At 62.0% G+C, this 12,390-nt stretch carries 5 protein-coding genes and 1 CRISPR repeat array; of the genes, 4 read left to right on the plus strand and 1 reads right to left on the minus strand.

The window, feature by feature from the left end; all coding sequences use genetic code 11:
* Window positions 1-30: 30 nt before the first annotated feature.
* A complete protein-coding gene (gene purH, locus J4862_RS08070) occupies window positions 31-1,548 on the minus strand; it encodes a bifunctional phosphoribosylaminoimidazolecarboxamide formyltransferase/IMP cyclohydrolase (RefSeq protein ID WP_211788589.1) in 1,518 nt (505 codons plus the stop codon).
* Window positions 1,549-2,285: 737 nt separating this feature from the next.
* Here purH and J4862_RS08075 point away from each other — a divergent pair.
* From J4862_RS08075 to J4862_RS08090, 4 genes are all read left to right on the plus strand, one after another.
* Window positions 2,286-2,831 carry a hypothetical protein gene (locus J4862_RS08075; RefSeq protein ID WP_211788590.1) on the plus strand — a complete coding sequence of 182 codons (546 nt, stop codon included), beginning with the start codon at window positions 2,286-2,288 and terminating at the stop codon, window positions 2,829-2,831.
* Window positions 2,832-3,522: 691 nt separating this feature from the next.
* On the plus strand, window positions 3,523-6,555 hold the full coding sequence (locus J4862_RS08080) for a TonB-dependent receptor (protein ID WP_211788591.1): 3,033 nt from the start codon (window positions 3,523-3,525) through the stop codon (window positions 6,553-6,555).
* 21 nt (window positions 6,556-6,576) lie between these two features.
* Window positions 6,577-8,223, plus strand: a complete 1,647-nt coding sequence (locus J4862_RS08085; protein ID WP_211788592.1) for a RagB/SusD family nutrient uptake outer membrane protein — start codon at window positions 6,577-6,579, stop codon at window positions 8,221-8,223.
* 63 nt (window positions 8,224-8,286) lie between these two features.
* Window positions 8,287-8,521: direct repeats of the CRISPR family, unit length 33 nt; unit sequence CTGCCTTTTTGTGCGCGCACGCGTGCCTAGTCT.
* A 553-nt stretch (window positions 8,522-9,074) separates the two neighbouring features.
* Complete coding sequence (locus J4862_RS08090) at window positions 9,075-12,377, plus strand: DUF2723 domain-containing protein (protein WP_211788593.1); 3,303 nt, start codon at window positions 9,075-9,077, stop codon at window positions 12,375-12,377.
* The last annotated feature ends 13 nt before the right edge of the window (window positions 12,378-12,390 follow it).

Below are 12,390 nucleotides of genomic sequence, written 5' to 3' on the forward strand. Positions count from 1 at the left end.
GTAATGTATCTGGTCGTTCTGTGAATGTCCTTAATGCTTGAAGTGGCGTACCCCCGTCATCACCATGGCGATACCGTGGGCGTCGGCGGCAGCGATGCTGTCGGCGTCACGCACGGAGCCTCCGGGCTGAGCGATGGCCGTGATCCCAGCCTCGGCCGCGAGCGTCACGCAGTCGTCGAAGGGGAAGAAGGCATCACTAGCGAGTACAGCGCCCTGGAGCTCGAAGCCGAAGTGGCGCGCCTTCTCGATAGCCTGCTTGAGCGCATCGACACGCGAGGTCTGCCCCACGCCCGAGGCGATGAGCTGCCCGCCCTTGGCGAGCACGATGGCGTTGCTCTTGCTGTGCTTGACGAGCTTGGTGGCGAAGACTAGGTCCTCCAGCTCGCCCTCGGTAGGCACCACCTTAGTAACGGGCTTCATCTCTGCCTTAGTCTCTACGGCGCGGTCGGTCTCCTGCGCCAGCACCCCGCCCAGCATCGAGCGGTAGCTCCAGTTGCTCTCGATGGGCTGGTGCTGCTCTAGGAGAATGCGGTTCTTCTTGGACTGCAGTACCTCCAGCGCACCCTCCTCATAGGCGGGTGCCACGAGTACCTCCATGAAGAGCTTGTCGATCTCGCGCGCCGTCGCCAGGTCGATGGGACGATTGGCCACGAGCACGCCTCCGAAGGCGGAGACGGGGTCGCCAGCCAGTGCAGCCGTCCAAGCCTCCAGCAGTGTGGGGCGGCTGGCGCAGCCACAGGCATTATTGTGCTTGAGGATGGCGAAGGTCGGTTCGCTGAAGTCCTGCACGAGGGCCACCGCGGCCTCGATATCCTGAAGGTTGTTGTAGGAGAGCTCCTTGCCGTGCAGCTGAGTAAAGTAGCGGCCAAGGTCGCCGTAGAAGACCCCCTTCTGATGGGGGTTCTCGCCGTAGCGCAGTACCTTGCCGTGGTCGGCCGTGAGGCGCAGCGCGCTGCTGTCCTCAGCGTCGAAGTAGCGGAAGATCGCCGCATCGTAGCCCGAGCTAACGGCGAAGGCACGGCGAGCGAAGTGACGGCGCTGCTCGAGGCTCGTCTTAGCTCCCTGCGCCTTGAGGATATCGTAGAGCGTAGCGTAGTCGGCCTGGGAGGGGATGATGACCACGTCCTCGAAGTTCTTCGCCGCCCCACGGATGAGGCTGATGCCACCGATGTCGATCTTCTCGATGATGTCCTCCTCGCTAGCGCCCGAGGCTACCGTCGCCTCGAAGGGATAGAGGTCTACGATCACCAGGTCGATCAGCGAGAGGCCGTACTCGGCGACCTCCTGCTGGTCGGTAGCATGGCTGCGACGAGCGAGGATACCGCCCTGGATGGCGGGGTGCAGCGTCTTGACACGCCCCCCGAGCATGGAGGGGTACTTCGTCAAATCCTCGACGGCCACACAGGGATAGCCGAGGGACTCGATGAAGCTACTGGTACCTCCCGTGGATACGAACTCTACGCCCGCCTGATGCAGCAGGGCTAAAATGTCGGCCAGACCGTCCTTGTGGAACACCGAGATCAGCGCTCGGCGTATTTCCTTCTCCATAAGCTGTTGAGCTATGCTACTTATTGTGATGTATTTACGCCCCGACGCCCCTAGAGCGGACAGGCTAGCCAACTCTATACTAAGGCTCTAAGCTACACAAAAATACGCTTTTTCCCGCACACTGCCCCGTGGCCTGGCACAGCGGCGCTCCTCCCAGCCTCCCGACTCACTAGGCGCTAAGACGCAGCAGCCCTAAGGGACAAGCCGCAGCACCTGCTCCCCGTGAAGGTGTCCGCTCCCCTGCCTAGAGCGACTCCTCACGAAAAAGATCTCACGAAATAAAGGCATAGGGGCGAGGAAGATAGCCGCCTCGTCGGGGAGGAGATCAGAGGGGCAATGCGGGAGATACGGAATAAGTGCGTATATTTGCAGCGTTATATACAAGCTAATTTTCAGAAACTAAGACGAGGGGCTGCGCTGGGAAGCGTGACCCCTTTTCGCTATTCTAGCCCCAGCGCTCCCCTTCTGAGCGCGGCGCACCTCTCCCTTGATTTTCGCCTTACCTCCCTACTTAATAGGGAGCACTCATTCCTCGCGCCAAGTGCGCTCCCCCCAGCCTTTCCCCTTACCTCCGAGCTTGACACAGCATGCTGATCCCGTTAGCTCAGCGCGATCCCGCCTAGCCCGTACGCTAGGCGGGGAGCAGGCTAAGCGCTGCCGCTTAGGGGGCTTAGCCTGCGGATAAGTGAATTTGCTACCTTTGCCGCTACAAGTATCACATCAGTCCTCAGACACTCATGACACGCACCCTCAGACTTCGCCTAGGCCTCCTCTCCTTCGCCTGCCTAGGCCTCAGCACCCTCTACAGTTGCTCTGGCACGAGCGGAGCAGGCAGCAGCGACTCCGCCCAGCGCGACAGCAGCGCCCTCACCCTCGCGAGCCCCTCAGACTCGCTGCACGCCGACAGCGCCCTGCTGCATCAGCTCTACAACTCCCCCCTGCTGGATCGCCACGTAGGGCGCGACAAGAAGACCGAGCTCCAGGCCTACTGCAGCGATCGCCTCCTCGACGAGCTCGCGAAGACCTATCAGGAGATCGGCGTCATGGACAGTGACCCCGAGGAAGGCTACTATACGGAGGTCTTAACCAGCGGAGACATCAACGGCTACGACGGCCCCGAGGCGAACCGCCACGTGCAGCTGCTCGACATCAAGCCACTCGGCGGGCGTCGCTACAGCGTCCGTTACCTCCACGCTGGGGGCGAGCATCAGACGGAGCTGGAGCTCATCAGCGACAGCCAGGGTGCCCCACGCGTCGACCGCATCCTACGCCGCGCCTGGTAGCTTAGCTTAGGCCCAAGCGCCTCCCCCCAAGACCACGAGCCCCAGCAGACCGAAGTCGTGCCACGCACGCCGCTTCGTCTGCTGGGGCTCGCTCTATATAGAGACTTCACCCCACAGCAAACTAGGCGGCGCACCGTCTAAGCTCCACACGCCCTCGAGGAACGAGCCTCAGCGTCCTCCGCCCTTAGTCTAAGCCCTCCCGAGGGATATCCCTCAGCCATCTGACCGATATCCATGAGGGCGCTGACTGCCGTCCCTCGGCCCCCTGACTGATATCCCTCACGGAGCTCCCCCTAGGAGGAGATTCGCCTGCAGGACTCCTCGCACCACGCTATTACCCCACCTAGAGCTGCCCTCGCCCGCAAGCCGAGGTACTCCCCAAGGGCGTACGCAGCACGATCCTGAGGAGGGACAAAAGGCCCTTCCCCCACCCTTCCTAAAAATCTTAGATAAATACACTGCTTTTCAGGCCCTTACCGCCCCTTGCATCCTACAGGGAATCGTCCTATATTTGCCCTACGAAGAGATAGTCGCTAAGGAAAACACAGAGCAGCGCTCAGCGCGTGATCGCCGCTCGCTCCGAGGGATGCCCCACTGCGCTCAAGAGGCCCCGCAGTGCCCTCGACCCCCGAGAGCCCCTAGGATCAGGCACTCGGCTCACAGTACTACATTATCACCATCAATTATCAAGATGAAGACATCACTACGCAGGCTCAGCATCCTTGGGCTCCTGCTCCTGCTCGTCTCCACCATCAGCCCGCAGCTAGCGGCTCAGGGGCTGACGGTACGCGGGCGTGTCGTAGACAGCAAGCAGGAGGCCGTCATTGGCGCCTCTATCTTTGTCAAGAACAGTAAGGGCAAAGGGAGCGTGACTAACGCTCAGGGCGAATTCACCCTCAGCGGCGTCGCTCGCAACGCCATCCTTCGCGTCAGCTTCATCGGTATGAAGACCGAGGAAGTAGCCCTAGCTGGGCGCAGCGAGCTCACCATCATCCTGCAGGATGAGGCGACCAAGCTGGAGGACGTCGTCGTAGTCGGCTACGGCACGCAGAAGAAGGTCAACCTCTCCGGATCCGTCGCAGCCATCGACACCAAGCAGATCCAGGCGCGCCCCATTCAGAACCTCACCAACGGCCTACAGGGGCTCATCCCTGGGCTCAGCATCACCGGTACCAACGGCGCCCCTGGGCTCGACAACGGCGAGCTGCGCGTACGTGGGACGGGTACGCTGAACTCCGCAGCGCCCTACATCCTCATCGATGGACTGGAATCAGGCTCGCTGAACATGCTTGACCCCAGCGATATCGAGAGTATCTCCGTGCTCAAGGACGCAGCCTCCGCAGCGATCTATGGGTCGAAGGCGGCCAACGGGGTCATCCTCATCACCACCAAGCGCGGCCGCAGCGGCAAGGCACGCATCAACTACTCGGGTACCGTGGGTATGCAGTCCGCCACGCGCCTGATGGAGCGTATGGGCTCCTACGAGTACGCCACGCTGACCAATAAGCTGCGCAAGGCTGCTGGGCAGACACCCCAGTTCAGCGACGAGGCGCTACAGAAGTTCCGCGACGGTAGCGACCCCGAGAACTACCCCAATACCGACTGGTACGCCCTAGCCTTCCGCACCGCCCTACAGCAGCGCCACAACCTCAGCGTCAGCGGGGGGACGGATCAGATCAAGTACATGGGCTCTATCGGCTACCTAGGTCAGACGGGGATCCTGCCCAATGCGCAGCGCAATCAGTACAACGTGCGCACCAACCTCGACCTCAACCTCAGCCGTATCATCTCCGCCCGCGTAGGCCTCTCCTACATCAAGAATAAGTACGCCGACCCCAATAACTCCTACGTCTCGGGAGGCTCGGACCAGATCATCCGACAGCTCAATGTCGTCTCCCCCTGGATCCTCGGCCGCGCTAAGGACGGTACCTACGGCACGACGGGCGACGGGAACCCGCTGGCCTGGCTCGACTCGGGGCAGACCATCGACCGCGATAACCACAACATCTCCGCCACGGGGGGCATCGACATCCGCCCCATCGAGGGACTGACGCTGACGACGAACGTGGCCTACGTAGCACACCTGCTGCACTACAAGGCCTTCGTACAGTACATACGCTACAATCCCAATAAGGAGACTTCGCCCAACAACCTGGACGAGTACTACAACCTCTGGACGCGTGCCAGCTTCGACGCCTTCGCCAACTACACCAAGAGCCTCGGCCAGCACAACCTCAAGCTCATGGTCGGTACCCACGCCGAGGACTACAACTACGGCTACCTACGCGGCGGACGCAAGAGCTTCCCCAACAACAAGCTCACCGACATTGATGCAGGTGACCGCTCCACGCAGACCAACGAAGGCTCCACGCAGGCCCTGTCGATGGTCTCGGGCTTCGGGCGTATCAACTACGACTATGCGGGCAAGTACCTACTGGAGGCTAACTTCCGTGCCGACGCCTCCTCGCGCTTCGCCGAGGGCTACCGCTGGGGCTACTTCCCCTCCTTCTCCGCAGCCTGGCGCCTCTCCAAGGAGGCCTTCCTCCAGCCGCTGTACCCCGTGCTGAGTGACCTGAAGCTACGCGCCTCTTGGGGGCTTCTCGGGAACCAAGAGGCTCTGAGGGACTACTATCCCGCCATCAACACCTACAGCATCACCCCCAGCTATCCCATGGGCGGCACGCTCCTCGGAGGCTACGCCCAGACGCAGCTCAAGCTCAAGGACATCAGCTGGGAGAAGAGTGAGAACATGGGCTTCGGGCTGGACTTCGGCTTCTTCGGCGGCCGCCTCACCGGGAGTCTCGACCTCTACAAGCGCAAGACGACGGGCATCCTGATGAGCGTCCTCGTGCCCTACGAGTTCCCCCTCGCCCCCTACACGGCCAATGTGGGCTCCCTCGAGAACAAGGGGATAGAGCTCTCACTGAACTACCAGACGCGCTTCGGAGACTGGACCATCGGCGCAGGGGGTAACTTTGCCTACAACAAGAACGTCATCCTAGACCTCGGCGGGCAGAGCTACATCGGCGATCAGATACGCAACGCCGTAGGCCAGCCCTTCAAGACCTACTACCTCTACAAGGCCGATGGGCTCTTCCAGAGCAAAGAGGAGGCCGACGCCTGGGTAGCTAAGTACGGCACGCCCTTCGGCTCGCGCCCTCAGGCGGGCGACATCCGCTACGTGGACGTCAATGGTGACGGCAAGATCAACGGCGCCGACCGCATCTACACCAAGCCCATCGAGCCGAGCTACACCTTCGCGATGAACTTCAACGTAGGCTGGCGTGGCTTCGACCTCTCGGCGATGTTCAACGGCGCTGCAGGCGCAGCTCGCTACTACAGCAGCGAGGTCTTCGGGGAGTTCGCTGGGGATACGGGGCACCCCTCGACCGTATGGCGTGACGCCTGGAGCAGCACCAACCCCTCGGGTACGATGCCCCGCATCTTCCGCAAGGGCACGGCGCGTCACAACGACGCCAACTCCACCTTCTGGCTACAGAAGACGGACTACCTCCGCCTGAAGAACCTTCAGCTCGGCTACACCATTCCCCAGCGCCTGACCCAGCAGCTCGGGGTCTCCTCGGTACGCGTCTTCTACTCGGCTGAGAACCTCTTCACCCTCGACCACATGCGGGGCAACATCGACCCTGAGGCCACCAGTGCACGCCTCTCGTCCTATCCGCTGCTGCGCACACACTCCTTCGGGCTCAACGTATCCTTCTAACCCGCACGCTCCCCTACGACAATGAATACATTATATAAGGGTGCTCTCGTAGCGCTCCTCGCGCTCGGTACCAGCTCCTGCTCGGGCTTCCTGGACAAGGAGCCCCACAACGCCCTATCGCCCTCCACGACCTGGAAGACCCCTCAGGATGCCCAGAAGTTCCTCATCGGCTGCTACGACGGCTGGGTCTCAGGGGCGACGATCCTCTACCTGGACTGCATGTCGGACTTTGGCTTCAACTTCCATGTCCACGAGGGCTACCGCAGCGTCGGCAACGGCTCGATGACGCCCTCCAACCCCGGCGTCTCCTTCTATGACTACTCCACCATCGGGCGCTGCAACCTGCTACTGGACCGCATCAAGGACATCCCCTTCGCCGACGAGGCCGAGCGCAAGGACATCATCGCCCAGGCCAAGGTCATCCGTGCCTACCAGTACTATACGATGAATATCGTCTACGGCGGTGTACCCATAATAGAGCTCCCCCAGACGGCAGAGGCCGCTCAGCTCCCACGCAAGACGGAGGCCGAGGTACGCGCCTACATCGCCAAGGATCTGGACGAAGCGCTGCCCGACCTACAGAAGAGCCCCACTGCCCGCGGACGCTTCGGCAAGGGCATGGCCCTGGCACTGCGCATGCGTGAGGCACTCTACTACGGCGACTGGGCCCTAGCGCGGGAGAAGGCCAAGGCCATCATGGACCTCGGCATCTACGAGCTGGAGGCCGACTACGCTAAGCTCTTCACGGTCGAGGGCCAAGGCTCCAAGGAGATCATCGCTGCCGTCCAGTACCTCGACAATACCAAGCCACTGTACACCGTCATTGGCTCGATGTACAACAACGCTACGGGCGGCTGGTCCTCCCTCGTCCCCACGCCCAACCTCCTCAACACCTATGAGATGGCCAACGGGATGACGATCACCGAGTCGGGCTCAGGCTATGACCCTGCCCACCCCTTCAAGGGCCGTGACCCACGCCTAGCGAAGACGATCTGCTACCCAGGCGCTGACTACATCCGCACCGATGGGCTCAAGGCTATCTACAACTCGCTGGACAAGACCCTCGACGGGAAGAACAATCCCGACTACCCCGAGGCGGCCAACAACAGTTCCAAGACCGGCCTGACGTGGAACAAGTACACCTACCCCGCCACGCAGTACACCGACACCTGGGCCTGCAACGCCTGCCCCATCGTCTTCCGCTACGCCGAGGTACTGCTGACGCTGGCTGAGGCGAGCAACGAGCTGAGCGGTCCCTCCGCCGAGGTCTACAGCGCCCTCGACCAAGTGCGTCGCCGCGCTGGCTTGCCCGCCGTCGATCGCAGCAAGTACGCCTCTAAGGACAAGCTGCGCGAGCTCATCCAGCGCGAGCGCTCCGTAGAGCTCGCTGGCGAAGGCTTCCGCCGTATGGACATCATCCGCTGGAAGGGCAGCGATGGCAAGATGCTGGCCGAGCACGTCCTCAACGCTCCGCTGGAGCGTGTGGTCGGCACCGTCGACAGCCGCATCTCCGACCCCACGATGCGCGCCACGATCAAGGTCAGCGCCACGGCAGCAGAGAAGAAGGTCGAGGACCGCAGCTTCAAGCCCCATCACCGCTACCTACCCATCCCGCAGGCTGTCCTTGACCGCAACCCCAACTTCGGCAAAAACAACCCCGACTACTAGGGCGGCTCTTCATAGAGCTTCCCCCAAGCTACCGCAGGGCAGGGCTCCGTCTCGGAGTCCTGCCCTGCCTTTTTGTGCGTGCACAGCTACTTAGGTCTTGGCGTACTTGATGGAGGGGATGAGCTTGCGCCCTGCCTTTTTGTGCGCGCACGCGTGCCTAGTCAGGAGGCGCAGCGCATCGAGGGTGGAACAGCCGACCTGCCTTTTTGTGCGCGCACGCGTGCCTAGTCTCAACGCGTTCCATCAGAGCCGCCTTTGCTATCGACTGCCTTTTTGTGCGCGCACGCGTGCCTAGTCTATTAGGATAGCGAAGCAAAGGGAGGGCGCAGCACACGCGCCGACCTAGCGGCGCCCTTCCTGTGTTGCCGCTCCACGGGACAAGCCCGACACAGCTATCCTCCCAAGGAAGCAGAGCGCACGAGGGACGTCCCCCCTTGCGGTTTGGGGCAAGGGGAAGGGCAGCCGAGGGATATCAGTGAGGCGGGCTGAGGGACGTCCGTGAGGAGTGTGAGGGATATCAGTGAGGCGACCTCTAGGATATCCCTCACGGAGCTCCTCCTTAGCTCTAGCCGTACGCAGCCACCTCCATAGGCCTCATGGGAGGCCTTGGGGGCGGCGCTCGGGGCTCTGCTCTGAGCTAGCCCCCGAGGCTCAGGGCGGAGGCAGCAAGGGCGCTCGCGATGGGACTCGTCCCTGGGAGAGGAGCGGGGGCTCTAGCCGTGGCGCTTAGCTCCTGATCCTTATTCGACTACCTGCCACACGGCCTTCGGGCTGTACGCTATGGATTAGTTATCTTTGTGGACAATATGGCTAGCCGTAGGGCTGGCTTTAGGATAGAATTATACAGAGACATGAACTGGAAACAATTCGACCGAGCGAACAACCTCCTGGCTTGGGGCGCCTTCCTCATCGCCACCCTGACCTACCTGATGACGATAGGTCCATCGGCGAGCCTCTGGGACTGCGCTGAGTTCATCGCTTGCGACTACAAGCTCGAGATCGGGCACCCTCCCGGGGCCCCCTTCTACATGCTTGTATATAATGTAGTATCCCATCTGGGCGGAGGCCCCCAGCATGCCGCACTGCTGACCAATGTCACCAGCGCCGTGATCAGCGGCTTCACCATCCTCTTCCTCTTCTGGACGATCACGCACATGCTGCGCCGTGTGCTCACCCCCAGCGCGCGCCTTGGGCTCAACGAGGCGCAGCCCACGGGTGAGGTCATGACCCTCGGGCAGGGGATCACTATCCTAGGGGCAGGGCTCGTGGGGAGCCTCGTGTACACCTTTTCGGACTCCTTCTGGTTCAGTGCCGTAGAGGCTGAGGTCTATGCCTTCAGCTCGCTCTTCACGGCCGTAGTCTTTTGGCTGATCTTCAAGTGGGACGAGCGCTGCGACAATGAGCGTAGCGACCGCTGGCTGGTACTCATCGCCTACCTCATGGGTCTAAGCATCGGGGTGCACCTGCTGAACCTCCTTTGCCTGCCTGCCATGGCCCTGGTCTACTACTACCGCCGCACCAAGGAGCCCACGCTCAAGGGTGCTGGCATCGCGCTGGTAGCCTCCTTCGCCCTCGTCGGGCTGATGATGTACGGTGTCGTGCAGGGAGTGCCCAAGCTCGCGGGTAAGTGGGATATGTTCTTCGTCAACAACCTGGGGCTGGGCTACAACCAGGGGCTCTACATCTATCTCGCAGTAGTCGCACTCGTCCTCATCTGGGGCGCCTACGAGACGCAGCGCGCCTATAGCGCACCCAAGTACCTCGAGAGCCACCGCCTACGCATCGCTCTGATCGCCTCGCTGATTCTCATCGGGCTTCCGCTGATCGGCAATACACTGGTGGGCCTCCTGATTGCGGGGGGTATCGTAGCCTTCTTCTACCTCTACAAGGGGCTCACGGCGCGCATGGTACATACCCTGCAGATGTGTCTCGTGGCCATCATGGTCGGCTTCTCCAGCTATGGGGTGATCCTCGTGCGTGCCGAGGCCGATACGCCGATGAACGAGAATTCGCCTGCCGACGCCTTCTCCCTGCGCTACTATCTGGCACGTGAGCAGTACGGCTCCGCACCCCTGCTCTACGGGCAGACCTTCGCCTCGCGCATCAAGTACGGCAGCGATGGCCGTCCCGTGATGAAGGAGGAGGAGCCCACCTACGGACGTATCAACAAGGAGCGTCCCAGCGACCCCGACCGCTACGTCGTGCGTAGCCTCAAGGAGGAGCCCGTCTACGAGGAGAGCGAGATGATGCTCTTCCCCCGTGTCTACGACCGCGGGCACGCCCAGATGTACAATAGCTGGATGGGCCGCGCCGAGGATGATATGAGCGTCCCGAGCTTCGGCGAGAACCTCAGCTACTTCTTCAACTACCAGGTCAACTACATGTACTGGCGCTACTTCCTGTGGAACTTCGCAGGGCGTCAGAACGACCTGCAGGGTGACGGCGGCCTGCTGCGTGGCGGTGCCATGACGGGGATCCCCTTCATCGACGCCCTCTTCTACGGCGATAGCGACAGCCTGCCCGAGCTGATGACGGATAATAAGGGGCACAACGTCTATTACGCCCTCCCACTGCTGCTGGGGCTGATCGGTCTCTTCTTCCAGATCGGGGCAGGACGCCGTGGGACGGAGAGCTTCTGGATCACCTTCATGCTCTTCTTCATGACGGGTCTGGCCATCGTCCTTTACCTCAACCAGTTCCCTGGGCAGCCCCGCGAGCGTGACTACGCCTACGTGGGCTCCTTCTACGCCTTCGCCATCTGGATCGGCTTCGGCGTGGCAGCCCTCGTCACGGCCGTCAATCAGCTCCTCGCCTCGAAGGAGGCCAAGGCTAAGGCCGTCAAGGACAAGCAGGCCCTACCCCTACAGTCTACCTATGCTGCCATCGTCGTCCTGCTGAGCCTCCTAGTACCCCTGCAGATGCTCGGGCAGAACTGGGACGACCACGACCGCTCGGGCCGTACCGTCGCTAGCGACATGGGGCGCAACTATCTAGAGAGCTGCGAGCCCAACGCCGTGCTCTTCTGCTACGGGGACAACGACACCTTCCCCCTCTGGTACGCCCAGGAGGTCGAGGGTGTGCGCACCGACGTCCGTACGGTCAATCTCTCCTATCTGGCAGGTGACTGGTACATCGACCAGATGAAGAAGCAGGCCTACGAGGGCAAGCCCCTACCGCTCGGACTGCTCCCTGCCTCCTACTATTACTACCACGCCTACGCGCTGGTCAATCGTCAGGGCAATGAGCCCATGACGGTGCAGGAGGCCTTCGCCCAGCTCAAGGACGCTCCGCGCAATGACCCTGCGACGCTCCCCACAGGTAACATCGTCCTCCCCGTAGACTCGGTGCGCGCACAGCGCCTCGTGGCTCAGGCTGCCCCCGACGTCGCCTGCGAAGTGCTCCCCGTGATGCCCCTCTCGATCCAGAGCCGTCAGTATCTGGACATCGGCGGGCTGAGCGTGCTGGATCTCATAGCAGGCAATCAGTGGAAGCGCCCCATCTACTGGGCGATCACCTCACCCCGCAATGCCTTCGACAACCTCCCCGAGCACATGGTGCAGTCGGGCATGGTGCACCAGCTGCTGCCTATAGCCTACCCGCAGGACAGCACGGGGCAACGCAGAGAGAGCGGCATCGGCAATCTCGACCGCATGTATCAGACGGTGATGACGAAGTTCCGCTGGTGCGGCGCTGATCGTCCCGGCACCTACTTCGACGAGAATGCCCGCGGCATCGTCTCCACGCTGCGCAATCAGATCTTCTCCCCGCTGGCCGATGGCTTCATGGCGCGTGGCGACAAGGCCAAGGCCCAGGAAGTCCTCCGCAAGTGCCTCTCCGTGATCCGCGAGGACAACGTCCCCTACGAGACGAACTCGGTGTACTTCGCCCGCTCACTCTATCGTGCGGGGCTGACTAAGGAGGCCGACCACGTGCTGCAGGTCATCGTACGCCGCTCGCTGAGCACGCTCGTCTGGGGGCTGAGCCTAGAGCCCGAGCAGTTCCAGCAGCTGGTGCAGCACGCCGACCTGCAGGAGGCCTACATGGGTCTGACCTATCCGCTGCAGCTGGCCGATGAGTTCGGCTCCACGGGCCTCAAGCAGTACGAGGCTCAGATCACCGAGATCGCTCGCCGCCTAGGCGCTGGACAGCGCTAAGGCTCCACAGCAC

The sequence above is a fragment of the Porphyromonas sp. oral taxon 275 genome (assembly GCF_018127745.1).
Lineage (GTDB): Bacteria > Bacteroidota > Bacteroidia > Bacteroidales > Porphyromonadaceae > Porphyromonas.

Coding starts and splice junctions, on each gene's coding strand:
- purH (WP_211788589.1), bottom strand. CDS start 1,548: ATGGAGAAGGAAATACGCCGAGCGCTGATCTCGGTGTTCCACAAGGAC.
- J4862_RS08075 (WP_211788590.1), top strand. CDS start 2,286: ATGACACGCACCCTCAGACTTCGCCTAGGCCTCCTCTCCTTCGCCTGC.
- J4862_RS08080 (WP_211788591.1), top strand. CDS start 3,523: ATGAAGACATCACTACGCAGGCTCAGCATCCTTGGGCTCCTGCTCCTG.
- J4862_RS08085 (WP_211788592.1), top strand. CDS start 6,577: ATGAATACATTATATAAGGGTGCTCTCGTAGCGCTCCTCGCGCTCGGT.
- J4862_RS08090 (WP_211788593.1), top strand. CDS start 9,075: ATGAACTGGAAACAATTCGACCGAGCGAACAACCTCCTGGCTTGGGGC.